Source organism: Streptomyces geranii (assembly GCF_002954775.1).
GTDB classification, from domain to species: Bacteria; Actinomycetota; Actinomycetes; order Streptomycetales; family Streptomycetaceae; genus Streptomyces; species Streptomyces geranii.
In genome coordinates this window covers 103975-130230 of sequence record NZ_PJME01000019.1, presented here as the reverse complement: position 1 = coordinate 130230, position 26256 = coordinate 103975, and the positions used below count along the sequence as shown (strand labels likewise).

Annotated in this window: 25 protein-coding genes; 11 read left to right on the top strand and 14 right to left on the bottom strand. The window is 71.0% G+C overall.

Translation table 11 applies throughout. The annotated features are described in order from the left end of the window. Positions 1-25 precede the first annotated feature (25 nt). From CW359_RS24780 to CW359_RS24765, 4 genes are all read left to right on the top strand, one after another. Entirely contained in the window at positions 26-1030 is a 1005-nt protein-coding gene (locus CW359_RS24780) for an ATP-binding cassette domain-containing protein (RefSeq protein ID WP_105972306.1), read from the top strand. After that, the gene (locus CW359_RS24775; RefSeq protein WP_105972305.1) at positions 1027-1848 is read left to right on the top strand and encodes an ABC transporter permease; all 822 of its coding nucleotides are present in this window, start codon (positions 1027-1029) and stop codon (positions 1846-1848) included. Before CW359_RS24780 ends, CW359_RS24775 begins: the two co-directional genes overlap by 4 nt. A gap of 125 nt (positions 1849-1973) precedes the next feature. Beyond that, entirely contained in the window at positions 1974-2390 is a 417-nt protein-coding gene (locus CW359_RS24770) for a YciI family protein (RefSeq protein ID WP_105972304.1), read from the top strand. Between the two features lie 74 nt (positions 2391-2464). After that, the gene (locus tag CW359_RS24765) at positions 2465-3604 is read left to right on the top strand and encodes an RNA polymerase sigma factor (RefSeq protein ID WP_105972303.1); all 1140 of its coding nucleotides are present in this window, start codon (positions 2465-2467) and stop codon (positions 3602-3604) included. Between the two features lie 8 nt (positions 3605-3612). On the opposite strand, the gene CW359_RS24760 is transcribed toward CW359_RS24765, so the two are convergent. Both CW359_RS24760 and CW359_RS24755 read right to left on the bottom strand, forming a co-directional pair. Further along, positions 3613-4167 carry a Uma2 family endonuclease gene (locus CW359_RS24760; protein WP_105972302.1) on the bottom strand — a complete coding sequence of 185 codons (555 nt, stop codon included), beginning with the start codon at positions 4165-4167 and terminating at the stop codon, positions 3613-3615. Positions 4168-4204: 37 nt separating this feature from the next. Then, positions 4205-4324, bottom strand: a complete 120-nt coding sequence (locus CW359_RS24755) for a DUF397 domain-containing protein (RefSeq protein ID WP_332874994.1) — start codon at positions 4322-4324, stop codon at positions 4205-4207. 325 nt (positions 4325-4649) lie between these two features. Between CW359_RS24755 and CW359_RS24745 the strand changes: the two genes are divergently transcribed. After that, a complete protein-coding gene (locus tag CW359_RS24745; protein ID WP_232838581.1) occupies positions 4650-4988 on the top strand; it encodes a DUF7848 domain-containing protein in 339 nt (112 codons plus the stop codon). Positions 4989-5003: 15 nt separating this feature from the next. Here CW359_RS24745 and CW359_RS24740 read toward each other — a convergent pair whose 3' ends face one another. After that, positions 5004-5201 (bottom strand): hypothetical protein, encoded by a 198-nt coding sequence (locus CW359_RS24740; protein WP_105972300.1) that lies wholly within the window; start codon positions 5199-5201, stop codon positions 5004-5006. Positions 5202-5429: 228 nt separating this feature from the next. Between CW359_RS24740 and CW359_RS24735 the strand changes: the two genes are divergently transcribed. Next, entirely contained in the window at positions 5430-7085 is a 1656-nt protein-coding gene (locus tag CW359_RS24735) for a hypothetical protein (protein WP_105972299.1), read from the top strand. Positions 7086-7151: 66 nt separating this feature from the next. Here CW359_RS24735 and prcB read toward each other — a convergent pair whose 3' ends face one another. After that, entirely contained in the window at positions 7152-8027 is an 876-nt protein-coding gene (gene prcB / locus CW359_RS24730; protein ID WP_105972298.1) for a proteasome subunit beta, read from the bottom strand. A 35-nt stretch (positions 8028-8062) separates the two neighbouring features. Beyond that, complete coding sequence (gene uvrA / locus CW359_RS24725) at positions 8063-10594, bottom strand: excinuclease ABC subunit UvrA (RefSeq protein ID WP_232838580.1); 2532 nt, start codon at positions 10592-10594, stop codon at positions 8063-8065. Positions 10595-10685: 91 nt separating this feature from the next. On the opposite strand from uvrA, the gene CW359_RS24720 reads away from it, so the two are divergent. Continuing rightward, positions 10686-11432: a MerR family transcriptional regulator gene (locus CW359_RS24720; protein ID WP_105972297.1), complete on the top strand. Its 747-nt coding sequence runs from the start codon at positions 10686-10688 to the stop codon at positions 11430-11432. A gap of 85 nt (positions 11433-11517) precedes the next feature. Here CW359_RS24720 and CW359_RS24715 read toward each other — a convergent pair whose 3' ends face one another. From CW359_RS24715 to CW359_RS47155, 3 genes are all read right to left on the bottom strand, one after another. After that, the gene (locus tag CW359_RS24715) at positions 11518-12969 is read right to left on the bottom strand and encodes a hypothetical protein (RefSeq protein ID WP_105972349.1); all 1452 of its coding nucleotides are present in this window, start codon (positions 12967-12969) and stop codon (positions 11518-11520) included. 110 nt (positions 12970-13079) lie between these two features. Next, on the bottom strand, positions 13080-13625 hold the full coding sequence (locus CW359_RS24710; protein WP_105972296.1) for a GNAT family N-acetyltransferase: 546 nt from the start codon (positions 13623-13625) through the stop codon (positions 13080-13082). 9 nt (positions 13626-13634) lie between these two features. Continuing rightward, a complete protein-coding gene (locus tag CW359_RS47155; protein ID WP_105972295.1) occupies positions 13635-14873 on the bottom strand; it encodes a PucR family transcriptional regulator in 1239 nt (412 codons plus the stop codon). 118 nt (positions 14874-14991) lie between these two features. Here CW359_RS47155 and CW359_RS24700 point away from each other — a divergent pair, with 118 nt between their 5' ends. The 4 genes from CW359_RS24700 to CW359_RS24685 all read left to right on the top strand — a co-directional run bounded on the left by CW359_RS24700 (position 14992) and on the right by CW359_RS24685 (position 20329). Beyond that, positions 14992-15450 carry a nucleoside deaminase gene (locus CW359_RS24700; RefSeq protein WP_105972348.1) on the top strand — a complete coding sequence of 153 codons (459 nt, stop codon included), beginning with the start codon at positions 14992-14994 and terminating at the stop codon, positions 15448-15450. Beyond that, a complete protein-coding gene (locus CW359_RS24695) occupies positions 15443-16438 on the top strand; it encodes an isopenicillin N synthase family dioxygenase (protein WP_105972294.1) in 996 nt (331 codons plus the stop codon). The genes CW359_RS24700 and CW359_RS24695 overlap by 8 nt, the downstream gene beginning before the upstream one ends. Positions 16439-16610: 172 nt before the next feature. Beyond that, complete coding sequence (locus CW359_RS24690) at positions 16611-18740, top strand: hypothetical protein (protein ID WP_105972293.1); 2130 nt, start codon at positions 16611-16613, stop codon at positions 18738-18740. Then, positions 18740-20329 (top strand): ABC transporter substrate-binding protein, encoded by a 1590-nt coding sequence (locus CW359_RS24685; RefSeq protein WP_105972292.1) that lies wholly within the window; start codon positions 18740-18742, stop codon positions 20327-20329. Before CW359_RS24690 ends, CW359_RS24685 begins: the two co-directional genes overlap by 1 nt. On the opposite strand, the gene CW359_RS24680 is transcribed toward CW359_RS24685, so the two are convergent. From CW359_RS24680 to CW359_RS24655, 6 genes are all read right to left on the bottom strand, one after another. After that, a complete protein-coding gene (locus CW359_RS24680; RefSeq protein WP_105972291.1) occupies positions 20330-21274 on the bottom strand; it encodes a CU044_5270 family protein in 945 nt (314 codons plus the stop codon). Continuing rightward, positions 21271-21885 carry an RNA polymerase sigma factor gene (locus CW359_RS24675; RefSeq protein WP_232838578.1) on the bottom strand — a complete coding sequence of 205 codons (615 nt, stop codon included), beginning with the start codon at positions 21883-21885 and terminating at the stop codon, positions 21271-21273. Before CW359_RS24675 ends, CW359_RS24680 begins: the two co-directional genes overlap by 4 nt. A gap of 89 nt (positions 21886-21974) precedes the next feature. Beyond that, the gene (ccsB, locus tag CW359_RS24670; RefSeq protein ID WP_105972290.1) at positions 21975-23060 is read right to left on the bottom strand and encodes a c-type cytochrome biogenesis protein CcsB; all 1086 of its coding nucleotides are present in this window, start codon (positions 23058-23060) and stop codon (positions 21975-21977) included. Next, positions 23061-24773: a cytochrome c biogenesis protein ResB gene (gene resB / locus CW359_RS24665; RefSeq protein WP_105972289.1), complete on the bottom strand. Its 1713-nt coding sequence runs from the start codon at positions 24771-24773 to the stop codon at positions 23061-23063. A gap of 3 nt (positions 24774-24776) precedes the next feature. Beyond that, the gene (locus CW359_RS24660; RefSeq protein WP_408647513.1) at positions 24777-25553 is read right to left on the bottom strand and encodes a cytochrome c biogenesis CcdA family protein; all 777 of its coding nucleotides are present in this window, start codon (positions 25551-25553) and stop codon (positions 24777-24779) included. 22 nt (positions 25554-25575) lie between these two features. Further along, positions 25576-26226, bottom strand: a complete 651-nt coding sequence (locus CW359_RS24655; RefSeq protein WP_105972288.1) for a TlpA family protein disulfide reductase — start codon at positions 26224-26226, stop codon at positions 25576-25578. Positions 26227-26256: the final 30 nt, after the last annotated feature.

Sequence of the window (26256 nt, the reverse complement as noted above, 5' to 3'; positions counted from 1 at the left end):
GGAGGGCCACATGCCTTCATCTGTCATGCCCACGTCCAGCAACATCACCAGCGCCGCCATCGCGGCCCAGGGGCTGCGCAAGGCCTACGGCGACAAGACCGTCCTCGACGGCATCGATCTACGCATCCCCGCCGGGTCCGTCTTCGCGCTCCTCGGGCCGAACGGGGCCGGCAAGACCACCGCCGTCAAGATCCTCTCCACCCTCATCTCCGCCGACGACGGTCAGGCCCAGGTCGGCGGCCACGACCTCGCCACCGACCCGCAGGCCGTACGGGCCGCGATCGGCGTCACCGGGCAGTTCTCCGCCGTGGACGGACTGATCACCGGCGAGGAGAACATGCTCCTCATGGCCGACCTGCACCACCTGCCCCGGGACGAGGGCAGGAAGGTCGCCGCCGAGCTGCTGGAGCGGTTCGATCTCACGGACGCCGCGAAGAAGCCCGCCTCCACCTACTCCGGCGGCATGAAGCGCCGACTCGACCTCGCCATGACCCTCGTCGGCAACCCCCGGATCATCTTCCTCGACGAGCCCACCACCGGACTCGACCCCCGCAGCAGGCACAACATGTGGGGCATCATCCGGGGGCTCGTCGCCGACGGCGTCACCGTCTTCCTCACCACCCAGTACCTCGAAGAAGCCGACGAACTCGCCGACCGCATCGCGGTGTTGAACGACGGCAAGCTCGTCGCCGAGGGCAGCGCGGAGGAATTGAAACGCCTCATCCCCGGCGGACACGTCCGGCTCCGCTTCACCGACCCCGACGCCTACCAGTCCGCCGCCACCGCCCTGCGCGAGGTCACCCGCGACGACGAGGCACTCGCCCTCCAGATCCCCAGCGACGGCAGCCAGCGCGAACTCCGCTCCACCCTCGACTGGTTGGACTCGCTAGGGATCGAGGCGGACGAACTCACCGTCCACACCCCGGACTTGGACGACGTGTTCTTCGCCCTCACCGGCCCGACCAGCGGGACCAGCCCGGCCTACCACCCGGCCAATACCACCGACTCGCCCAAGGAGAACGCCCGATGAGCACCCTCTCCCTCGCCGTCCGCGACTCCAACACCATGCTGCGCCGCAACCTGCTCCACGCCCGCCGCTACCCCTCCCTCACCCTCAACCTCCTGCTGACCCCGGTCATGCTGCTCCTCCTCTTCGTCTACATCTTCGGCGGCGCGATGAGCGCGGGCATCGGCAGCAGCGGCGGTATCGGAAGCGCCGGGGGCGGCGGTGGGGCGGACCGTGCCGCCTACATCGCGTACCTCGTCCCGGGCATCCTGCTGATGACGATCGGCTCGACCACCATCGGCACGGCCGTCTCCGTCTCGATGGACATGAACGAGGGGATCATCGCCCGTTTCCGCACGATGGCGATCCACCGCGGCTCGGTGCTCGTCGGGCATGTCGTCGGCAGCGTGATGCAGGTGCTGGCCAGCCTGCTTCTCGTCGGCGGCGTCGGTGTGGCCATCGGGTTCCGCTCCACCGACGCCACCGCACTGGAGTGGCTGGCCGCCTTCGGCCTGCTCGTGCTGTTCGCCCTGGCGCTGACCTGGATCGCGGTCGGGATGGGCCTGTCCAGCCCGAACCCCGAGGCCGCCAGCAACACGGCCATGCCGTTGATCTTCCTGCCGCTGATCTCCAGCACCTTCGTGCCGATCGACGCGATGCCGGGCTGGTTCCAGCCGATCGCCCAGTACCAGCCCTTCACCCCGGCCATCGAGACCCTGCGCGGGCTGCTCCTCGGCACCGAGATCGGCAACAACGGCTGGATCGCAGTCGCCTGGTGCGTGGCGCTGGCCGCGCTCGGTTACCGCTGGTCGAGGTCGCTCTTCGACCGCGACTCGAAGTGACTCGAAGCGACTCGAAGTAACGGCAAAAAAAGTCGTACGACGATGTCGAGAACCCGCGCCCCGCTCCGTCCCTGGTGTGAACGCGACCAGAATGGGCCGCACAGGCACAACCCAGGAGACACACCATGGCCAAGTACCTGCTGCTCAAGCACTACCGAGGCGCCCCGGCCGCCGTCAACGACGTCCCCATGGACAAGTGGACGCAGGACGAGATCACGGCGCACATCCAGTACATGCGGGACTTCGCGGACCGGCTGGAGAAGACGGGCGAGTTCGTCGGCGGTGAGGCGGTGGCCCCCGAGGGGGCGTGGGTCCGGTACGACGGTGAGGGGCGCCCGCCGGTCACCGACGGGCCGTTCGCCGAGACCAAGGACCTGATCGCCGGCTGGATGATCATCGACGTCGACACGTACGACCGGGCAGTCCAGCTGGCCGGGGAGCTGTCGGCGGCGCCCGGAGCGGGCGGCAAGCCGATCCACGAGTGGCTGGAGGTACGCCCGTTCCTGGCGGCGCCCCCCACCATCCCGGACTGCCCCCACTGATGACGTCACCGAACAATTCGACGTCATCGGCGTCACCGGCCCCGTCGGAGTCATCGGAGTCATCGGAGTCGTCGATGAACGAGGCCCTGCTACGGAGCCTCACCCCGAGCGTGCTCACCGTCCTCGTCCGCCGCGGAGCAGATTTCGCGGCGGCCGAGGACGCGGTGCAGGACGCCCTGGTCGAGGCGGTACGCGTCTGGCCGGCCGACCCGCCCAGGGACCCGAAGGGCTGGCTGGTCACGGTGGCCTGGCGCCGCTTCCTGGACGCGACCCGGGCGGACACCGCCCGCCGTCGGCGGGAGGACCGCGTGGACGAGGAACCGGCCCCGGGCCCCGCCCCCGCCGCGGACGACACCCTCCAGCTCTACTTCCTCTGCGCCCACCCGTCCCTCACCCCCTCCTCGGCGGTGGCCCTCACGCTCCGCGCGGTCGGCGGGCTCACCACCCGCCAGATCGCGCAGGCGTACCTGGTCCCCGAGGCGACGATGGCGCAGCGCATCAGCAGGGCGAAGCGCACGGTGTCCGGCGTACGACTGGACCGCCCCGGCGACGTCTCGACCGTCCTGCGCGTCCTCTACCTGGTCTTCAACGAGGGCTACTCCGGTGACGTGGACCTGTCTGCCGAGGCGATCCGCCTGACCCGGCAACTGGCGACGACGATCGACCACCCCGAGGTGGCGGGCCTGCTGGCCCTGATGCTGCTCCACCACGCGAGACGGGAGGCCCGCACGACCCCCGACGGCAGCTTGGTGCCCCTGGCGGACCAGAACAGAGCCCTCTGGGACACGACCGCGATCACCGAAGGCGTGGCAATCCTCCAGACGGCGCTCTCCCGGGACCGCCTGGGCGAGTTCCAGGCCCAGGCGGCCATCGCGGCACTCCACGCGGACGCGCCGACCGCCGGGGAGACGGACTGGGTCCAGATCGTGGAGTGGTACGACGAGTTGGCCGGCCTGACGGACAACCCGGTGGTCCAGCTGAACCGAGCGGTGGCGGTGGGCGAGGCGGACGGCCCACGGGCGGGCCTGGCGGCCCTGTCGAAACTGGACGACTCACTCCCCCGCCACACGGCGGTGGCGGCCTACCTGCACGAACGAGACGGCGACACGAAAACGGCGGCACGCCTATACACGGAGGCAGCCCAAAAGGCCCCCAACCTGGCAGAACGCAACCACCTGACCCGCCAGGCGGCCCGCCTCAACGCCAGCCGCTGAAGGCGACGTCAGCGAGAGTCGCCCTCGGGCTCAGGGCGCGGGAGTTCGTCGAGGTCGAGGGTGAAGACGCGGCCGTCGGCCAGGGGAATGGGGAGCTTGCCGGTGCCGTACTTGTGGGTGTGCGCCGCGATGTAACCGGTGGCGGTCGGCTGGGAGTGCAGGACGACTTCCTGGGCGTAGGGATCAACGACCAGGTAGACGGGGATGCCGTAGCGGCCGTACTTCGCGGTGCAGTCGTCGTAGTCCTTGCGCGCGGAGGAGGTCGAGACGACCTCGGAGATCAGCAGGACGTCCTCGAAGCTGTAACGCTTACCTTCCTTGCGGGCGTCCTCGCGCAGGATGGCCAGGTCAGGGGCGGAGTTCTCGTCGGCGGGGAAGTCGATGCAGACGTCGGAGACGGTCTTCGCACGGCGCCCGAGGGACACGCTCGTGCCGTACTGCATCACCTTGATCGTGCTGGAGTGCTCGAAGCTCCGCGGGGTCAGGATCACCTTGCCGTCGACCCCGAACAGGGCCGTGTACCCCTCAGGGAACTGGGTGCGCATGATCGCGTCGACGCTCACGGACTGCTCCTTCCGGCGCCCGGTCAGGACACACCCGTCAGCGAGCCGTGAACGCCACGAACTCCGCCCAGGCGGCACGGGTTACGACAACCACCGGACCGCCGGGAGCGACCTTGCTGTCACGCACCGGGACGACGCCGGGGAATCCGGGGGCCACTTCGATGCATGGCTGTGGCGTGCGTAATCGGCTGGATCATTGGTGAAGTGCCCCTGGCTCAGCGACTCCGAGTACACCCAGCGCTCACCGGCGAGGTCGATCAGGGACATGGAACTCTTCGGCGGGACGAGCCCGAGCGCCGCGTTGCTGACCCCCGTCCCGGAACCGTCCTCCGCGTTACGTCGTGCCACGCGTCCTCCCGATGAACCCTCTTGTGCCAGTACCCCGTTCGCACGCCTCATGCGTTGAACCGGACCGTTCCCCTCAGCCACTCTCGATACACCCAGAGTAATGACGAGTGGTGACGTATGTACGGAGTTGGCGCATGACGACAGAGGAACAGCGGCAGGTCGAGGCCGACCGCAGTCGCGAGGCCGACACCAACGTGCTGCTCCGACGCCACCAGCGCCAGGCCCACCCCGGCGCGAGCAGGCGCCGTATCTTCCGGTACCTGCCCTACGTCGTCGTCCAGGACGGCTCCGCCGAGCCGGAGTACGAGGCGCACTGCGTCTCGGGCGACGAGGACGAATGCGGGGCCGGGTCGGGACGGCACCCGGACCCGGCGAAGGTCGAGGAGTGGCAGCGCCTGCACACCCAGGAGACCCACCACACCCGCTACCGCCGCAGCTTCGCCGACTACTCCGTGCTGGAGCCGATGGGGTGAGCGGGTCGGCGGGCCTCAGTCGGCGAGGAAACGGTGGGCCGCCAGGCCCAGCGTCCCGAGGCCCAGAAAGGCCGCCCCGCCCGCCCCCAGCGCGGTGGGCAGATCGCTCCCCACCGCTTGGAACAGCGTGAACGCGGCGACTGCCGCCACGGCTCCGGCGAGCCAGATGACCGCCAGCCACACCGCACGCAAGGACCGCCCGTCACCCGTCATTGTCCGTCCCCCGTTCTTTCTGTCCGTGGGGGCGGCCGAGCGGCGTACGCGCCGTGGAAGCGTCGCCCGCCACGAGCGGAGCGCACCCCCACCGGTACTCGGCGCCCCTGTCCGCCTCGCACGGTTACGACCGTACGGGGGTAGACCGTCCTCGTCGGCATGTGCTGCCACTCCCGGTCGGCGCTGCAATAAATGGCGGCCGGGACCGATGGGGGGGGAGGCGCCGGCATGTCACCACACCGTGCCCGAGGGCGGCCGTACGGGGCACCCGACCAGAACCGCGCCAACTCGGCCGACGCGCCCGCCAGTTCACGTACCGCCTGGCTGCTGCGCGTGAACCGGCTGCACGGGCCCGAGCCGAAGTGGGTCGCCCTGACCGCCTTCGCCCAGGCCTTTCCCGGCGGGCTGTGGACGGGCGACGTGAGCACCAGCACCGTCTCGCGGTGGGAACGGGGCCGAACCGACGTACCCATCATGGCAGTTCGGCGGTACGAGGAGATGCTGCGCCTGACCCACAGCTCCCTGTCCTCCACCGTCGACATGCTCAACCGCTACGCCAACGGAGTCGTCCGCTCGCACCAGTTGACGCCCCGGCGGGCCCGGCGGCCCGCGTCCGGAGCCCAGCGGACCAGAGCGCTCCTCGAACGGGCCCTGGGCGACGCCCTGATGGGCGGAGCCGAGTGGGACGAGTTCACCGCCAGCCTCGCCGCGTACCCCGCTCCCCTGCGCGCGGACTCCGACTGGAGTGCCCTCGCCGAACGGCTCGTCATGGAGACCCTGTTGTCGGAGGGCGTGCCGTGGCGGCTGCGGCACGAGAGCCTCAGCCGCCTGCTGACGCATCCGGCGGCCCGGCCCGCGATGGTCTCCGCGTGCCTGGACTGGGCCCGCGACGGGTCCAGCCCGCCGCTGATCGAGGCCATGAGCCTGCTCGACGCCAGTTCCCATCCCGACGCCGCGGCCGGTGTCCTCGGCCAGCTGGAGCATCCGTCCACCGACAAGGCCCACCTCGGCGCGCTGCTGGCCTGCGTCCGCAAGGTGCCCCTCGGCCACTTCTCCGACCGCCAGTTGCGCCGGGTCGCCCTGGTCACGGCCGAGCTGCTGCACCAGCACGACGAACTCCACGTTCAGACAGGGGAGTTGGCCGCGAGTGTGCTGCGCGGCCTCCCACCCGGTGCCGTACCCGCCTCGGTACGGTCGGCGGTACGCCGGCTGCCGAGCGCGCGGACCGGCCGGCCGCCGTCGCCGCACCGGGACGTCGCCGACCGCGTCGCCCTCACCGCCGTGAGCGGTATGCCACGGCAGACACCGCAGTACGAGGAGGTCCTGCTGCCCGCCCTGCTGGCGGAGGTGCTGTTCGGGTCGCAGCCGGACGAGCGGATCTTCACCGCGATGCTCATCGCGAGCACGCCCTACCGCCCTCGCGTCGCGGCCTCGCTGGCACACGAGTTGGCCCGTATGCCGGTGGCCCGGGACCCGGAACTCGCCACCCGCATCCTGTCGGCGCTCGCGTCCCTGGGCGGCCCCGACGAACGCCCCCTGGTCCAGTCCCTGGTCCTCTCCCCCTCTCTGCCCGGCGAGGTCGTCAGCGGCGCGGCCGACGCACTGGGACACATGCGGGGACGAAGCCCCGACCCGTTCTGGCGGGCCGCCCTCCACCCCCGCCGCACAGGGACGGCTCCTGACCTGCCGAAGCAGTCGCCGAGGCACGTGCCGAACGAACTCCTGTACGCCCTGGGCGTGGACAGCCGTACGTCCCTGCTCCGCGAGGTCTCGGACGATCCCGGACTGTCGGCGCAGGTGCGGGCCCGGGCCCGGTGGTGGATCGACGTGCCGGTCCACGTCCGCGAGAGCGTCACGAGACACCGGGACGACCACACGGCGTGATGCGATGTCGTGTCGAGTTGCGCGAGGTGACGTGACGCTACGCGATGTCGCCTGATGCGGCCGGGCTCAGCGGGGCTGGGCCGTCGGCCCGTCCGGTTGGTTGCGTCTTGCCTCCACCATCTCGTGGCTCAACTCCGCTGTCTCCTCCTCCGGGAGGCGTTCGAAGCCCTCCTCCGTGATCACCGAGACGATCGGGAAGATCCGGCGCCCGATGTCCGGGCCGCCCGTCGCCGAGTCGTCGTCGGCGGCGTCGTACAGGGCCTGGAGGGCGGCGAGGGCCGCCTCGCGGCGGGACAGGTTCTCGCGGTACAGCTTCTTCAACGCGCCCCGGGCGTACGGCGATCCGGACCCCTCCGCGTGGAACCCGAACTTCTCGTACGTCCCGCCGACGACGTCGTACCCGAAGATCCGCCCCCGCCCGCTCCCTCCTTCGCCGTCGCCGGGCTCGTATCCGGCGAGCAACGGCACCACCGCCAGCCCCTGCATCGCCTGGTCCAGGTTCTGCCGGATCATGGCGGCGAGCCGGGTGGCCTTGGCCCGCAGGGACATCGCGGCGCCCTCGATCTTCTCGAAGTGGGTCAGCTCCACCTGGAAGAGCTTCACCATGTCCAGCGCCATCCCGACACTGCCCGCGAAGGCGACCGCCGTGTACTCGTCGGCGGGGTGCACCTTCTCCAGGTCCCGCTGGGCGATCAGGTTGCCCATGGTGGCCCTGCGGTCACCGGCGAGCAGCACGCCGTCGCGGTAGGTCAGCGCCAACACCGTTGTGCCGTGCGGGAATCGGTCCGGGTCGGGGCGGGTGCCCGGAGGCAGGAACTGGTCGTCCCTGTGCAGCAGTTCGGGCCGGTGCGCCGCCAGGAACTCCGTGAACGACGAACTCCCGGGCGTGAAGAACTCCCCGCCCAACCGCCCGCCCAACCCGTCGAATCGACTCTCCGTCATTTCCGCCCCGCCTCCCCCTCGCCGATGAACGACTCCTACCAGGCGGCGCCGCCCGGGAAACCGTCCCCGCGCAGGAACGCCCCCGTCCGGGACCCGGCCACCTCCGCCACCTGCTCCGGCGTCCCCTCCGCCACCACCAGCCCGCCCCCGGCGCCGCCCTCCGGGCCGAGGTCGACGAGCCAGTCGGAGGCCCGCATGACGTCGAGGTTGTGCTCGATCGTGACGACCGAGTGCCCCGCGTCGACGAGTCGTTGGAGTACGTCGAGCAGGCGGGCGGTGTCGGCGGCGTGCAGGCCGGTGGTCGGTTCGTCGAGGAGGTACAGGGTGCGGCCGGTCGCTCGGCGCCCCAACTCCTTGGCCAGCTTGAGGCGTTGGGCCTCGCCGCCGGAGAGGGTGGTGGCCGGCTGACCCAGCGGGAGATAGCCGAGGCCCACGTCCGAGAGGCGTTGGAGGCGGGCCGCGACCTGCCGTACGCCCCGGAAGACGGTCAGCGCCTCGTCGACCGTCGCGGCCAGCACCTCGGCGATGGAGTAACCCTCGTAGCGGACCGCGAGGACCTCGCTCCCGAAGCGACGGCCCTGACAGTCCGGGCACCGCACCTCCACGGCGGGCAGGAAGTGCATGTGCACGGCGAGCACGCCCGCCCCCTCGCACCGCTCGCAGCGCCCGCCGGGCACGTTGAAGGAGAAGGAGGCCGGCGTCAGCCCCCGCACTCCCGCCTGCGCCTGCGCGGCGAACAGTTCGCGCACCGGCGTGAACACATCCGAGTACGTCGCCGCGTTCGAGCGCGGCAGACGGCTGATGGGTTCCTGGTCGATGGTGACGACTTTGTCGAGGTGCTCCCACCCGTCGATACGGTCGTGCTCCCCCGCCGAAACCGACACCGAACCTGACTCCGCCGACGCCCGCGCCGGGTCGAGGCGTTGCCGCGCCACCCGCCCCAACACGTCCAGTATCAGCGTCGACTTGCCCGACCCGGACGGCCCGGTGACCGTCACCAGCCGCCCGAGCGGAATCCGCACGGTGACGTCCCGGAGGTTGTGCGCACGAACTCCGCGCATCACCAATTCCCCTTCTGCCGCCGGCCGTTCCTTCCGTGCGGGCTGCCGCAGCCGCCCCGACAGATACGCCCCCGTCACCGACCCCTCCGTCGCCGCCACCTCCTCCGGCGTCCCCGAGGCGACGACCCGGCCGCCGTCCCGCCCGGCGCCCGGACCGATGTCGACGACGTGATCGGCGGCCCACAGGACGTCCAGGTCGTGCTCGATGACGAGGACCGTGTTGCCGAGGTCGCGCAGGCGGCGCAGTACGTGGACGAGGCGGGCGGTGTCGGCGGGGTGCAGTCCGATGGTCGGCTCGTCGAGGACGTACAGCATGCCGGTGAGGCCGGAGCCGAGCAGGGCGGCGAGGCGCAGCCGCTGTGACTCCCCGGCGGAGAGGCTGACGCTCGACTGGTCGAGGGTCAGATAGCCGACCCCGGTGTCGACGAGCCGCCGTACCCGCTCCGCCAGGTCGGCCACGACGGGCTCGGCGAGCCGCCACTCGCCCTCGGTGGCACGGGACGCCAACCCACCTACCCAGTCGGCGAGTTCGGCGAGCGGCAGGCGGGCCGCGTCCGTGATCCCGAGCCCGTGCACGGTGACGGCCCGGCTCTCGCTGCGCAGCCGGGTCCCGGCGCAGTCCCCGCAGACCTCCTTGACCATCGAACGCTCGGCCTTCTGCCGGTAGTCGGTGTCGTCGATACGGTCGGCGTAGCGCCGCATGAAGGCGGTGACGACACCTTCGAAGCGGCCTGCGGAGACGGTGGCCGGGGGTTCGATGCCACCGGCGGGCAAGTGGCGCGTGAACTCGGGCGACTCGACCCCGTACAGGAGCAAGTCCCGTGCGGCCGGTGCCAGTTCGGCCACCGGTAGGTCGACGTCGAAGGCTAGGCCGTAGTGCAGGCCCGCTGCCCGCAGCAACTGCACGTTCCGCTCGACGAGTTGGCGCGGCCAGCCGCGTACCGCCCCGGCGGTGACGCTCGACTCCTCGTCCACCAGGGTTCGTACGTCCACCCTGATCACCTCGCCGAGGCCGGTGCAGGAGGGGCAGGCACCGGCGGGCTTGTTGAAGGAGAAGGAGCCCATGGGGAGTTCGGGCACGGAGGCGGCGCAGTGCGGGCAGTTCGCGGGCGCGGCGGGCTCTCCGCAGTCCGGGCAGGGGCGTACGCCGATGCGGGACCACAGCAGCCGCAGGTAGGTGAAGACCTCGGTCGCCGTACCGACCGTCGAACGCGGGCCGCGTCCCGCCGGCCGCTGATCGATGCTGACGGACGGCGAGAGCCCGGTGATGGAGTCGACGGAGGGCCGACTGACCCCGGCGGTCGCGACACCCCACGCCTCCATGTACTGCCGGTGGCTCTCGCGGTGCAGGGTGTCGAGGGCGAGCGTGGACTTGCCGGAACCGGAGAGACCGGTCATGACGACCAGTTTCCGCTTGGGGATCGTGAGCGAGACGTTCTTCAGGTTGTGGAGACGGGCGCCTTTGATGTGCATGACGGAGGTGCGGTCAGCTGAGGCTTCATCCATACCTTCAAGTTTTTCATTGAAGTTCCTGTTGGGACTTTGGGGCGCAAAGTCTGGGCTCTACTGCCCCTAAGCTTCAAATCCGTGATGAACCATGAATCATGAACCGCGACTCCGTCCCGTCGACCTGGCCCGGCTGTCGGGACTGTCGACGCAGCAGATCCGGAACTACGAGGACGCGGGCGTCCTGCCCCCGGCGGCGCGGACGGAGTCCGGATACCGGGTCTTCGGGGACGCACACCGGCGCGCGCTGCTGACGTACCGGGCACTCCAGGCCGGTTACGGCCCACTGGCGGCGACCGCAGTCATGCGCGCCGTGCACGGCGGCGACGTACCGGGCGCCCTCGCGCTGGTCGACGAGGCGCACGCCGGGATGCACGAGCAGCGGACGGCACTGCGGGCGACCCGCGAGGCCCTGGAGGCACTGGCCGGCCGCAGGCCCCCGCCGCAACCGACACCACCGACACCCGGTACGGCCGACCTGCGCATCGGCGAGGTGGCCGCGCTGCTCGGCGTACGGACGTCCGCCCTACGCGTGTGGGAGTCGGCGGGACTCCTCACCCCGCCCCGCGAACGAGGCACCCGCTACCGGCAGTTCGGCCCCGACGACATCCGCGACGCCCGGCTGATCCACACCCTCCGCCGCAGCCACTACCTCCTCGACCAGATCCGCCCGGTACTGGACGAACTCCGCCGCGAGGGCAGCACGGAGGCCCTGCGGGCGGCGGTCGCGACCCGTGGGGAGGCTTTGGCGGGGCGCACGCGGGCGATGCTGACGGGGGCGGGGCGGTTGGCGGAGTACATCGAGTACGTCGAGCAGGGCACCGCCGACAGCAACTGACTTGCACGGGGCATCAGTTGACCTGCCTCCGAGGCCCGCGGATGCATCCCCAGCCCATGCTCCGCGCACATGGGCACCATCCTCCCTAAGGCATCAGCCGCCGTATCAGCTGCCGCATCACCGTACGCGGCAGCGCCGGATTGCTCGCCGCCGCCCGTGCCACCTGGTGGTCCTCGTCGGCGAGCAGCTCGACGACCGCCTCGGGCAGGAGTGCGGGGTGTCCCGCTGCGGCGGATCTCCCGTCGGTGACCGCCAGGCAGGCGAGCAGGGCCTGCGGGGTCGCGTGCGGATGTCGGGCGATCTCGCGGAACGCCTTGTGCACAGGCGGCCGGTGGCGGGTCAGGTCCTCCAACAGGGCCCCGGACGCACCCGGGTTGCTCGCCACCTTGGCCAGGACCCGGACCCCGTGCCGGTCGACCATGGCACGCAACCGCGCCTCGGAGAGGCCGGGGTGCGGGGCGATGGTCTTGAGGACCTTCGCGTCGGGGTCGGTGGCGAGCGCGTCGCGGATACCGGCGGGCAGGTCTCGGCGGACGGCCAGGAGCATGCGTACGGTCGAATCCCTCGACCGGGCCAGCTCCTCCGACTCGGCGGGGGTCGCCGTCGCGATCCGCGGGAGCAGGACGGCGCCGATCTTCGTGGTGGCGACCAGGCGGGTGAGGAGGTCGAGCGGCACGTTCGGGTTGTGCGCGAGGTGGCGTCGTACGTCCGGGTCCTCGTCCTCGGCCAGTACAAGCATCAGGGCGTCGTCGGTCGTCGCCGGGTTCTCGGCGAGGTCGGCGCGGACGCACGGCACGGGGTCGGCGGCGAGGCGTCGGCCCAACTCCGGGGGGAGGTCGGGGCGTTGGGCGAGGGCCTGGCGGAGCATCGGCGACGGGTGGTCCGCGAAGGCGACCGCGGCTTCGGTGGGGGTCGAGGGGTTCCGCAGGGCCGCGTGCTGTATGTGGAGGACGGTGATCTCGTAGGGGTCGTCGACGGAGGTGTCCGTGTCCGGTGGTGGGTCGTCGTGCCCTTCACCTGCAAGCAGAGCCAGCAGCACGGCCGGCGGCACCGCCTCGTTCCAGGCCAGTGCCCGGCGGACCTGGGCGTGCGGATGCGCCGCGAGCCTCGCGGCGATCTCGGGGGACGTCGTGCACAGGGCGAGTTCGTCGACGACCCGTACATCCGGGTCGGCGGCGAGCGTCTCGGCCACATCGAGCGGGAGCCCCTTGCAGGCGGCCAGCCGTTCCCGGCGCAGGAAACACGGGTCCGCCACCAGCACCCGGGCCCACTCCGGCTGCCCGCGCCCCTCGTCGAGCAGCGCGAGCGCGGTGTCCGGCTCGGCGACGGGATCGACGTCGGCCGCGATCAGCCGACCCGCACCGGCCAGCCGTACACCGCTGTCCGGGACCCGCGCGAACAGCGCCAGCGCCTGCTCACGGCTGAGGTCCGCGCGCTCGGCGAGGTCGTCCACGAAGTCGACGTCCGCGACGGCGACCTCGATCAGCCGGTCGACCAGCTCGGACGGCAGCGCGGGGTTGGCGGCGAGCCCGCTCAGGACAGCGGCGTCGGCGTGGACATGGGCGGGGTCAGGGGTGGAGTCAGGAGTGGAGTCATGGTCGGGGGCGGGGTTCACGGGGGCATTGTGGCCGGGTGCCGCCCCTGCGTTCATCTGCTTTTACGCCCCTGCGGCAGCCGCTCGCCCAGCCACTGCTCCGCCTCCCACGCCTCGAACCGCTCCAGCTCCGTGAAGCCCAGCTTCTCCGCGAGCCGCATCGACGACTTGTTGGCCGTCTGGGTCGTGAGGATCACCGGCTCGTCGGGGAACACGGTCGTCAGCCAGTCCAGTGCCGCCTCGCACGCCTCGGCCGCGTAGCCGTGTCCCCATGACCTCGGCAGGAACAGGTAGCCGAGGTCCAGCTTGCCCTTGGCCGCCGGGCGGCTGTGGGTCGTCGCCCTTCTGAGGAGGAGCTGGCCGATCATCTCGCCGTCGAGTTCGACCACGAAGCTGCCGGGCCGGTGCCCTGGCGTGCCGGGCATCTCGCGCTCAAGCTCGGCGCGCGGGCGGGGGCCGCCGAGGTAGGTGTGCACCTCTGGCGAGGCATGCAGTTCGATGAACGTCGGCCGGTCGCGGGCCTCGGACTCGCGCAGGACCAGTCTCTCGGTCCTGATCGGCTCCGGCGGCGGCCAGGCAATGCGCCCAAGATCTTCCATCCGCGCACGCTAACAGGCGATCAGGGCAGCCGAGTTGGGCCGCACCACCCGCCACGCGCACGCCGCCGTGAGCAGCTCCCCCAGCAGATCCGGGTCGTCGATCTCCAGGCCGAGCAGCGACTCGATGCGTTCCAGGCGCTGGTACAGGGACTGGCGGCCGATGTGGAGGAGGGTTGCCGTGCGGGTCGGGGAGCAGCCGTTGCGGAGGTGGACCTCCAGGGTGCGGACCAGGTCGCTGGGGTGGGCCGCCTCCCAGGCCAGCAGCGGGGCGAGGGTGTGTTGGACCAGCCGGGTCAGGCGGTCGCGGTTGGCCTCGACGCCGCCTCGGGTCAGTTCGCGTTCCAGGGCCAGGGCGCGGGACGACGTCACCAGGGGGCCCTGGGGTGCGGGCGGCTCCGGGGGCGGCACCGTCAGGGCCAGTTCCAGGGTCGTACGGGCCGCGCGCAGCGTCTCGCTCCAGCGCAGCCAGCCGTCGCCGGCGTCGACCGCGTGGCCCACGGCGACGGTCAGGCCGGGGGCGGTCGTCGTACGGAAGGCCTCCTGCACCGCCCGTACCGGGTCCCGGTCCCTCGCCAGTACCGCGATCAGGGCCAGTACGTCCCCTGGGAACGCCGCCCGCAGCACCGAGCCGCCCAGCGTGCGTGCCGCCCGGTCCATCGTGCCGACGTCTCGGGTGCCGTGCACCGATACGCCGATCAGGCGGGCCCCCGGTCCCGGGTGGAAGCCGGACAGCGCGGCCCTCGCCTCGACCTCGGGCTGGTTCAGGGGCTGGCCGTCGGCCAGGTCGGCGAGCAGGGCGGCCGTGTGGTCGTCGCCCCAGGGGCGGACCGGCGTACGGCCGGACAGGCCGCGGGCGACGATCGCCCGGTTGGCGGCCTCCGTGATGCGGACGAAGGGGACGACCCGGTGGAGGGCGAGGAGGGGCAGGCCGAGGCGGTGGGCCTCGTCCGTCACCTCGGGCGGCATCGTCGGGAGCGAGCGGCCGATCTCCACCGCCAGGGCCGCCGCGCCCCGGGCGGTCAGCTCGCGGACGTACCGGCGCCGGGCCTCCTCGGCCGTGTCGGTGAGCCCGAAACCGTTGGTCAGCAGCAGTTCGCCGCCGTCCAGGAAGTTCGCGCCCTCGTACACCTCACTGGAGTGCACCCAGCGCACCGGACGGTCCAGTGCCGAGCGGCCGGTGAGCAGTTCGGGGTCGGCCGCGCGGACCGGGTCGAGGGCCAGGACTTCTCGGAGGGTGAGTGCGGGCACGGGTGCCTCCCAAGGCGCTGACACTTCGTCCTGCTGGGGGATGTCCGGAGAGTACTTTCCGCACGTTGCCCCGGTGTTTCCGTCGAAGGAGAGTGGACCCATGAATCAGCAGCATCCGATGGCTCCGCTGGATCCGGCCCAGGCCCGCTCCTGGCTCGCCGTCGCCCTGGACGAGGCCCGTGCCGGGCTCGCCGAGGGTGGTATCCCGATCGGCGCCGCGCTCTACGGGGCCGACGGCGCGCTCCTCGGGCGCGGGCACAACCGGCGCGTCCAGGACGGCGACCCCTCGACGCACGGGGAGACGGCCGCGTTCCGGAACGCGGGACGGCAGCGTTCGTACCGTGGGACGACCATGGTCACCACGCTCTCGCCCTGCTGGTACTGCTCGGGTCTGGTCCGGCAGTTCGGGATCTCCCGGGTGGTCGTCGGCGAGGCCGTGACCTTTCACGGTGGCCATGACTGGCTGGCCGAGCACGGCGTCGAGATCGTGCTGCTCGACGATCCCGAGTGCGTCGGCCTGATGCGCGACTTCGTCAAGAACAATCCCGCACTGTGGAACGAGGACATCGGTGAGTGACCCCACGTCGGCAGCGGCCCCCACCGCCGCCCCGCGCATTCCGACCATCGACCTGCGGCCCTGGCTCTCCGGGGACCCCGACACCCGCGCCGCCATCGCCCGTACCGTCGACGAGGCCCTCCAGACCGCCGGTTTCCTGCTGGTCACCGGGCACGGCGTCGATCCCGCGCTGCGGGCCGGGGTGCGGGAGGCCGCCCGTGCCTTCTTCGCGCTGCCCGCCGAGGTCAAGGAGCGGTACGCGGTGAAGGTCGGCGGGCGGGGGTGGCTCGGGCCCGGGGCCGAGGCCAACGGGTACTCGGAGGGGACCGAGACTCCGCCGGATCTGAAGGAGTCGCTGTCCTTCGCCACCGACGAGCCCTTCGACGATCCGGTCGTCGACGCCGAGTGGTACGCGCCCAATGTCTGGCCCGCCGAGGCACCCGAACTGCGGGCGCTGTGCGAGGAGTACCTCGGCCGGATGGGCGAGCTGGAGAAGGAGCTGCTGACCCTGCTCGGGGACGCGCTCGGGCTCGAACCCGACTTCTTCTCCCGGCACATGGACCATCCGACGTACGGCTTCAACATCAACTGGTACCCGGGTATCGAGGTCGTCGGGGAGCCTGAGCCGGGGCAGTTCAGGATCGGGCCGCACACCGACTTCGGGACCGTCACCATCCTCGACCGGCAGGCCGGGAAGGGCGGGCTGCAGGTCTACACGGACGACGGCGGCTGGGAGGACGCGCCCTTCGACCCCGAGGCGTTCACCATCAACATCGGTGATCTGATGGCCCGTTGGACCGGAGACCGGTGGCGGTCAGGGCGGCACCGGGTGCTGCCGCCGCCGGCCGACGCGCCCGCCGAGGAGCTGATGTCGCTCGTCTACTTCGGCGAGTGCACCCCGGGCACGATCGTCGAGTCGGTGCCCGCGCCGGTGGGCCGGGTCGCCTACGAACCCTTCGACTCGCACGTCTACCTGCGGGGGCAGCTGGACTCGATCACGGTCGACTGAACCGCCGTACAGGGCTTGGCATCGGGCCGATAATTTCGTAACTCAACGGACATCCCGCCATCTGGTCCGATGCAACTCCCTCTTCTTACACTGGGGTTACTGCGACAAACAGCACACCGCGACAAACAGCACACTGAACAGCAGTATGGGCAGCCCCAGGGGGAGGGATGCGGTGCTCAGACGGCTGCACGGACGCGGGGCGCTCTTCGACACCGAACCGCCGGGGCTCGCACCCCGGCTCATCGGTCTTCGGCCCCACCATCACATCGCCGCCCCGCTCGAACACCCCCGTGAGCCGCCGTTCGTCGTCCTCACCGCCGGGCGCGGCCTCGGCAAGAGCGCGGTTCTCGGCGAGTTACGCGCCGCCTACCAGGGGCACACCCCGATCGCGCTGATCGACTGCGAGGACCCGCAGTTCACCGGGTCGTTCGAGTCGCGTCCGGCGCAGGCCTGGTCGCCGCTCGCGCAGGCCCTCCTGGTGATCGCCGAGCAGCTCGCCGAGCCCGTCACGGGCGCCCGGCGGATCGCCTTCCCCCGGCTGATGTCGGGGCTGATCGCGGTGGCCGCCGGGGGCTGGGGCAACGCCGACACCGAGCGCATCCGGTGGGAGGTCCAGCGGATGCTGCTGCTGGGCGAGAGCGGCTCCTGGTTCACCGGCTTCGCCGCCCGCTGGGCGGGCCGGGTGGCGGCGAAGGCGGTCGCGGCGGCCGTCAGCGACGACCCGCTGGTGACGGCGGTCATCGAGGCGACGCTGGAGGCCATGACGGACCGTTCCTCGGGTTCGCGCCAGCGCCGGGCCTCCACCTGGTACCGCACCTATCCGAACGCCGGTGACCGCGCCGAACTCGGACTCCGGCTGCTCTCCGACCACTTCAGGGCCGGCGGCACCTCCCGCGAGCACGCGGAGCGCTATCTCGTCCGCGCCCTGCTCGCCGACCTCACCGACGCCTACGCCGGAGTGCGCGCGCACCTGCAGCGCCTCGGGCGTCCGCTCGTGCTGGTCGACAACGCCCAGGGGTCGCCGGGCCGTGAACTCATCGAGCAGGTGCTGCGCGACCGCTCCGAGGGCATCCACGACCAGGTCGCCTTCATCGCCGCCGTGCGCGGCAGCGGCGGCAGCAGCGGCCGGTCCGCGCTGCGCAACGCCGTCCGCCGGGACCTGCGCGAGACCGCCCAGCGCACCCGCTGGACCGCCGCCGACACGGCCGCCTCCCGCGCCCTGCTGGTGTCGCTGCCGCCGCTCTCCTCCGACGACACCCTGCACATCGTCGACGCGGTCTGTACGGGTACGACGGTCGCCGTCCCGCCCGAACTCCCGCCCGCCACCCACCGGTTGACCTGCGGGAACCCCCTGGGCATCGCCCTGCTCGCCGAGTCCGCCCGGCAGAACCTGCCCCGGCTGCCACCCACCGCGCCCTTCGGCGCCCTGCTCACCGCCGAACTCGTGCTGCACGAGGACCGCGACGGCCGGCCCGTCTACCGCGAACTCCTCGACCGGCTGGTCCCCGCCGACCGGCTCGGCGAACTCACCGTGCTGGCCGCCGCCCACGACCACGAGTCGGCCTGCGCGCTCGCCGCCGCCCAACTCCCGGACGACTTCGGCCCGTCGAGCATCCGCGCCCTGGAGGCCCGGCTCACGGCGGAGGGACTGCCCGCCGTACCGGGCCAGTTCGTCGGCGACCTCTTCGTCCGCACCCTGCTCCTGCTGCGGCTGCACCACCGCAACGCCGACCACGGCAAGTGGCGGGACGTCCACGAGACCCTCATCCGGCACTACGACGGGCCCGAACCGTCGGCCGCCCGCTACCGCCTCCACCACGAACTCGCCCTCGGCGACACCGGACCCGCCGTCGCCCACCTCCGCGACACCTTCCACACCCTCGACACCGCCATCTGGCTCGACTCCCTCCTCTTCATCGCGTCCGCGCCCTACTTCCACGCCCACGACACCGAGGGCCACGACTTCGTCGGCGGCGACCACCACCGCGCCCGGATCGCCTTCGGCCGCACCGACGCCGAACAGCTCCCGCCGGACGGCGTGGACGCCGTACTGCACCTGCGGATACGCCGACTGCTGCACGCCGTCTGGCAGTTGACCGACCCGCTCGTGCTGCCCGACCGACGCCTCTGCGAGCGGCTGCGCTACGAACTGGAGCAGCTGTCCAACGACCCGCGCGCCAGCAACGCCCTGCTGTGGCAGGCCTCGCAGGAGTGGCCCGAGGCCGCGCTGGCCGGCCGCCCGCTGCGCACCCCGGGCGACGAGGACGCCGCCGACGACGACCGCACCGACGGAGGCGCGTGATGGCCCGCAGGGGACTGGGAAGGCTCGCGACCCGGCTGCGCGAGGGGGTCTGGGAGATCCCGCTGCGCCGGTTCCTGGCGCTGCTGCTGGTCACCGGACTGGTGGTCGGGCTGGCCTACGGGGTCAGGGAGTGGACGTACGACGACCGTTCGTGCGCGCCCGGTGTGACGCGGCCGGAGGGCAGCGAGGAGTGCGTGGGCGTCTCGGCCACCGACTACTCCTTCGGGCGCCCCCAACTCGCCGACACCATCAGGGCGATCGACCGCGAGAACGACTCCCTCGGCGACGACTACGTCACCGTCGCCCTGTTCGAGCCGTTCACCGCGACCGACGCGGACAACCTCAGGGATGTCCTGCACGAACTCCAGGGCGCCTATCTCGCCCAGTGGAAGATGAACCACGACGCGAACGGCGAGACTCCGCCGATCCGGCTGGTGCTCGCCAACCCGGGCCGCACCGGCGCCCATTGGGAGCACACGGTCGACCAGCTGGAGGGGATGACGACCACCTCGGACCGGCTGCGCGCGGTCACCGGGATAGGGCTCAGCACCGAGGAGAACACCCGGGCGGTGAGGGAGCTGACCCACCGGGGCATCCCCGTCGTCGGCACCTCCATCACCGCCGACAGCCTCGCCAACGGCCAGCAGGGCAGCGCCCAGGACGAGAAACCCTTCCCGGGGCTGGCCCGGGTCGCTCCCACCAACACCGACGAGGCCCGCGCCCTGGCCTCCTTCGCCAAGGTGGAGGCCGACAGGGCGGTGCTGGTGTACGACGATCCGGGCGACCCGTACACCCTCACGCTCCAGGAGTCCTTCGAGAAGCTGCTGACGGGCTCGCGCTACCAGCCCTGGCCCTTCACCTCGCCCGCCGACCGCACCGAGGAGGGCACCACCGCCAACGACTTCCGGCAGATCAGGGACCGGCTGTGCGACACCGCACAGGACGTGGACACCGTCCTGTTCGCCGGCCGCCACACCCAGCTGCGCCAGTTCATCAACGCGCTCGGCGACCGGGGCTGCCGGGAGCGCAGGTTCACCATCCTCAGCGGCGACGACGCGTCCTACCTCACCGGCGACAGGAAACTCGACCCCGAGGCCCTCAAGGACGGCACCATCTCGCTCCACTACAGCGCCCTCGCCCACCCGGACGCATGGTTCGAGAACCCCCCGAGCACCGGGGGTTCGGCGGCGGACGCCCAGGATCTGAACGATCTGCTGGACGCCGCCGAGGCGAACACCGCGGCCAAGACCGACAAGCCCCTGCCGATCGGCGAGATCGGCCTGGAGGACGGCCAGCTCATCGTGGCGTACGACGCGATGCGGCTCACCGTCACGGGCATCCGCGAGGCCACGCCCGGCGGCGAGAGTGCCCCGACCCTCACCGACGTGCGTGACCAGTGGACCAACGTCAGCGGCTCCGCCCGGGTGAACGGCGCGAGCGGCTGGATCTGCCTCGACAACAACGGCAACCCGTACAACAAGGCCGTGCCGATCGTGAGACTGACCCACGACCGGCACGCCGACTTCGTCAAGATCGCCTGGCCGACCGGGAAGCCCCCGGAGAAGAGCTGCCTGCCGCCGCCGTCGTGATCACGGGCGTTCGCCGGCCCGGTCGACCACCGCGCGCTCCATGACCGAGCTGCTGCCGGTCTGCTCGCCGTCGTCGAGCGACCGCTCCCCGAGGAACGTGTACGTCTCCTTGTCGAAGATCAGCTGCTCCTCGGCACCGTCGGCGCCGGTCCGGGTGACCGCGATCCCCGTCCGGCCCGCCGTGTCCTGCACGTCCGGGACGACCTCGACGCCCGGGATCTTCGCGGCGGCCCGGTAGAGCGCGCCGCCCACCTTCGGCGGCATCAGGGTCTCCCGGATCAGGTCGCCGAAGAGGACGAAGGCCCGGTAGTCCTTGTCGGGTTGCTCGTTGTCGACCTGCTTGCCGACGGTCTCGTACAGCCAGGCGAGCATCTTGTCGGGGTCGGTGGGCAGCTTGGACAGTTCGCGGTAGCTGGTGGCCGAGGGGGCCGTGGGCTTCCCCAGCAGGTCCCCCGAGTACTTCAGCACCTGGTGCCTGAGGTGCTCCTTGTCCTCCTCCAGGAGCCCGTCCCTGATGCCGTCCACCGACAGCCAGATCTCCCGGTCGTGGACCGGTTCCAGCTTCCCGGGACCGCCGTTGACGTAGCTCGTGTAGGCGACCCGGCTCTTGATGTAGACGAACTGGTCGTCACGGACGTCGCCGGGCGGCTGGGTGCGCTCGGCGGCGAACGCGATGTTCTGCAGCAGGGTCACGGCGGACCGGCCGGGTGCCGCGCTCGTACCTCTCTCACCGCTCGGCAGGGCGACGAAGGTGAGCGCGGCGACGGTGGCGACCGCCCCGGCGGTGAGCGCGGGCCGCAGCCAGATCTTGCGCCGGGAGGCGCGCTTCTCGTCCTGGTACCGGATCTCGGTCATCAGATGCTCCTTGAGGAGTCGGTGACGGCCCGGCGGAAGGTCTCGCTCGGAGAATCCGGAGTGTTCGGAGAATCCGGGTGGCGTGCTCATCGGTTTGCCTCCCTCATGGGCCCGACCGCGGTGGTGCGGTCACCTCTCATCTGTCCGCGTCCGGTGGGCGGTTCCAGGTTTTTGACATGTTTCGCGAGCTTTGTACGCGCCCTCGACAGCCGCGACCGTACGGTCCCCACCGGCACCCCCAGCGCCTCGGCCGCCGCCGGGTAGTCGAGCCCCGACCACACGCACAGCGCAAGCACCTCCCGCTCGGGCCGCCGCAGCAGCGCCAACGCGGCCTGTACGAGGGCGAGTTGGCCGAGGTCGTCCAGGCGGCCTGCGACCTCGTCGGCGAAGTCGCGCTCGACCTCGTCGCGGGGCAGCCGGGCGACGGCGGCGGCGTGTCTTCGGGCGGCGCGGCGGGTGTTGCGCGTGACGTTGGTGGCGACGCCGAGCAGCCAGGGCCGCAGCGAGCCGCCCTCCTCGTCGACCTTGGCGCGCAGCCGCCACGCGTCGAGGAAGGTCAGCGAGACGATGTCCTCGGCCGCCGACCAGTTCCCCGTCAGCCGGAAGGCATGGTTGTAGACGGAGCGCGCGTACGCGTCGAAGAGTTCGCCGAAGGCGTCGTGGTCCCCCGCGCGGATCCGTGTCCGCAGATTCGTGTCCACGCCCTCTTGCCTGTCCGTACGCCGAAGGCCGGTTCCCGTGACGTGGGTCACGGGAACCGGCCTTCGGGACAAGGGAGTTGCGTTACGGCTCAGACTCCGGCGTACGAGTGCTTGCCGCTGACGAAGATGTTGACGCCGTAGTAGTTGAAGAGGAAGCACGCGAACGCGATCAGCGCGATGTAGGCGGCCTTGCGGCCCTTCCAGCCGGCCGTGGCGCGGGCGTGCAGGTAGGTGGCGTAGGCGACCCAGGTGATGAACGCCCAGGTCTCCTTCGGGTCCCAGCCCCAGTAGCGGCCCCAGGCGTCGCCCGCCCAGATCGCGCCCGCGATGATCGTGAACGTCCACAGCGGGAAGACGGCCGCGTTGATCCGGTACGAGAACTTGTCGAGCGAGGCCGAGGCGGGCAGGCGCTCCATGACGGAGGTGGCGAAGGTGCCGGGCTTGCCGCCGGACGCGAGCTTGTTCTCGTACGAGTCCTTGAAGAGGTACAGGATCGTGGCGACCGCGCCCACGTAGAAGACGGCGCCGCACAGGATCGCCGTGGAGACGTGGATGTACAGCCAGTACGAGTGGAGGGCCGGCACGAGCTGGTCGCTCGCGGTGTACAGGACGGTGACCGCGAGACCGAGGTCCAGGAGGACCGACGTCACCAGGGGCAGGCCCAGCCAGCGGATGTCCTTCTTCAGGGCGAGGAAGACGAGGTAGACGCCGACGGCCGTGGTGGAGAAGGTCAGGTTGAACTCGTACATGTTGCCCCACGGCGCCCGCTGCACGGACAGCGCGCGGGCCAGCACCCCGGCGAACTCGATCAGGAACGCCAGCACCGTGAGCGACACGGCGATCCGCCCGTACAGGTCGCCCTGCACGTCACCCCCGTGCGCGCCGGGCCCGTCCGGCACGTCCCGGGCCCCGGCCGCGGCCCGGACGACGACCTTCGGCCGCTCCAGTACGGCGGTCCCGCCGGCGTTCTTGACGGTCACCTCCGGCGCCTTCGCCCCGGCGGCGGGCTTCGCGGTGAGCGCGGCGGCCGTACGGCTGATCTTGCTGCGGCTGCCGAAGGTCCACTCGGCGATGTAGGTGAAGAAGGCCAGGGTGTAGACGGCCATCGCGGAGTAGATCAGCGTGTTGCTGAGGTTCGCGAGGTTCTCGTTGGTCGCGGCGGCGAGAGATTGCATTTACTTCTCAGCCCCTTCGGATTCGGCAGGTACGGCAGTGGGGTCGGGGGTGTCGGAAACAGGGGTCTCGGGGGCGCCGGGCGCCTGGTCGTACAGGATTCCGGCGAGGTCGCCGAGTTCCTCGGGCACCTTGGCGGACTCGCTGCGGCCGAGGCCGCCCAGCTCGACGACGGTGATGCCGTCGGAGCCGCGCACCGCCCGCACCCACACCCGGCGGCGCTGGATGAAGAGGGAACCGGCGAGGCCGAAGATGGCGACGATCGCGCCGCCGAGCGCCCAGCCTGCGGCGGGCTGGCGGGTGACCTGGAAGTTGGCCCACTCCTGGGTGCCCTCGTAGGTGACCGAGCCGGCGCCGTTCGGCAGGGTCATCGTCTCGCCGGGCTTCAGGTTCTCCCGTACCTCCGCGCCCTTGGCGTCCTTGAAGACCTTCATGTGGCTCTTGTCGAGCTGGTACACGCTCTGCGGGATGCCCGCGTTGACGCCCAGGTCGCCGTGGTAGCCGATGAGGTTGAGCACCGGGTTGTCCAACGCCGGGAACTGCGAGGCGAGTTCGTTGCCGGGCACGTAGGTCGGCAGGAAGAAGGCCTGGAAACCGAGCTGTTCGGCGACGCCCTTGGCGTCGCGGTAGCCGTCCATGACCTTGATGGCACCGGAGGAGGTGACGTTGGAGTCGAGCGGCAGCAGGGCGACGGGCTGGCTGTAGACGACCTTGCCCTTGCCGTCGCGGACGGTGATGACAGGCGCGTAACCATGGGCGGTGAGGTAGACCTTCGAGTCGCCGATGACCAGCGGCTCGTTGACCTTGATGGTCCGCTTCTTGTCCTTGCCGTACGCGCCGACGCTGTAGCTGACGTCGGCCTCGTAGGTGCGCGGGGTACCGCGGTTGGGGCCGGTCGTCTCGTACGTGCCCTTGAAGTCCTTCAGGTTGAAGGAGAAAGGGTCGAGATCGTCGGTGTCGAAGAGGGTGCCCGACTTGAAGTCGTCGTACTGGGTGAGGGTGTTGGAGAAGCCGTCACCTTCGAGGATCAGCTTGTTGCCCTCGGACTTGTACAGCTGGCCCCAGGCGAAGGAGGTCAGCATCACGATCAGCGCGATGTGGAAGGCGAGGTTGCCGACCTCCCGCAGATAGCCCTTCTCGGCGGCGACCGCGTCCCCAGTGACATGTGCCCGGAAACGCCGCTTCCTCAGCAGTACGAGGGCTGCCTCGCGCACCTGCTCGGGCTCGGTCTCCGTACGCCACGTCGTGTAGGCGGGCAGCCGGGTCAGCCGGCGGGGGGCGCCCGGCGGACGGCCGCGCAGCTGGCCGACGAACTGCCAGGTGCGGGGCACGATGCAGCCGATGAGGGAGATGAAGAGCAGGATGTAGATCGACGAGAACCACACCGAGCTGTACACGTGGAACAGCCCGAGCTTGTCGTAGAGCGGGCCGAGGACGTCGTGCCGCTTCATGAAGTCGGCGACCTTGGTCTCGTCGGTCCCCGACTGCGGGATCAGCGAGCCGGGGATCGCCCCGAGCGACAGCAGGAAGAGCAGCAGCAGCGCGACCCGCATCGAGGTGAGCTGCCGCCAGAACCAGCGGGCCCAGCCGATGACACCGAGGGCGGGGGGCAGGTTCGGCGCGTCCTCCTGGGGGGCGGTGGAGAGCTGGGAGGCGGCGGCGCCGAGTTCCTGCTCGTCGCTCGTCCTGCCGGTGCTGGTGTCGGTGTTGCTCATGGATCAGATCCCCACAGTGAAGCCGTTGGACCAGGTCTGCATCTCCTGCACCAGACGGTCCCACGCGCCGGTAAGGAGCAGCACACCGGTCAGGATCATCATCGAGCCGCCGATGCGCATGACCCAGACATAGTGGCGCTTGACCCACCCGAAGGCACCGAGCGCCTTGCGGAAGGCGACCGCGGCGAGCACGAAGGGGACACCGAGGCCGATGCAGTAGGCGACGGTCAGTATGGCCCCGCGCCCGGCGCTGGCCTCGTTGAAGGCGAGGGTGTTGACGGAGGCGAGGGTCGGGCCGATGCAGGGCGTCCAGCCGATGCCGAACAGCGCGCCGAGGACGGGGGCGCCGACCAGCCCGCTGACCGGCTTCTTGTGGAACCTGAACTCGCGCTGGGTGAGCCAGGGCATCATGCCCATGAAGAAGACGCCCATGAGGATCATGAGCACGCCGAGCACCTTGGACAGCACGCTCTGGTGCTCCTGCAGCGTCTGCCCGAAGTACCCGAACAGGGCGCCGGTCGACACGAACACGGCGGTGAACCCGAGCACGAAGAGCGAGGCCCCCGCGACCATCCGCCCCCGGCGGGCCTCGCCGAGATCGGTGCCGGTCACGCCGGTGACGTACGACAGATAGCCCGGTACGAGGGGCAGCACGCAGGGCGAGAAGAAGGAGACGAGGCCGCCGAGCAGGGCGATGGGGAGGGCCAGTATCAGGGCGCCGTCCATGACGGTCTTGTTGGCCTCGGGGACGGAGGCGGCGAGCGTGAGCACACCGGTCAGCTCCGTGATCGCGCCGGACACGTCACTTCTCCGCGAGGACGGGCTTGAGCATCTTGCGGAGGTTGTCCTCGCTGAGCGCCTGGAGCGTCCGGGCGGCGATCTTCCCGTCCCGGTCGATGACCAGGGTGGAGGGGATGGCCTGCGGGTTGAGCGTGCCCTTCTTGAAGCGGAGCATCAGCTTGCCGGTGGGGTCGTAGAGACTCGGGTACGTGACGCCGTACTGCTTCTCGAAGGCGACCGCCGGACCGGTGCTGGTGTCGCGGGTGTTGATGCCGACGAACTGGACGCCCTGGTCCTTGAGATCGGCGGAGACGGCGACGAAGTTCTTGGCTTCGAGCCGGCAGGGCCCGCACCAGGAACCCCACACGTTGATGACGACGACCTTGCCCTTGTAGTCGGCGACGTCGAGCTGTTTGCCGTCGATGGTCGGGCCGGAGAGGTCGGGGGCGGCGGCCCGCTCGCCCTTGGCGACGGTCGCGATGCCGTCGGTCCCGGTGATGAAGTTGGTGTCGCCCGAGCCCCCGGACGTACCGCCGGAACCGCACGCGGTCAGCAGCAGCGCGGACGCGACGGCCGTGGTGGTGAGCACCATGGCCCGGCGGCTACGGACTTGGCCACGGGAACGGTTCGCGGAGAGGTTCGAGGAGAGGGGGGCGCGGCTGGCGGCACTCATGTGAAAAGTTTCGCATGTCCGTTCCGAGGA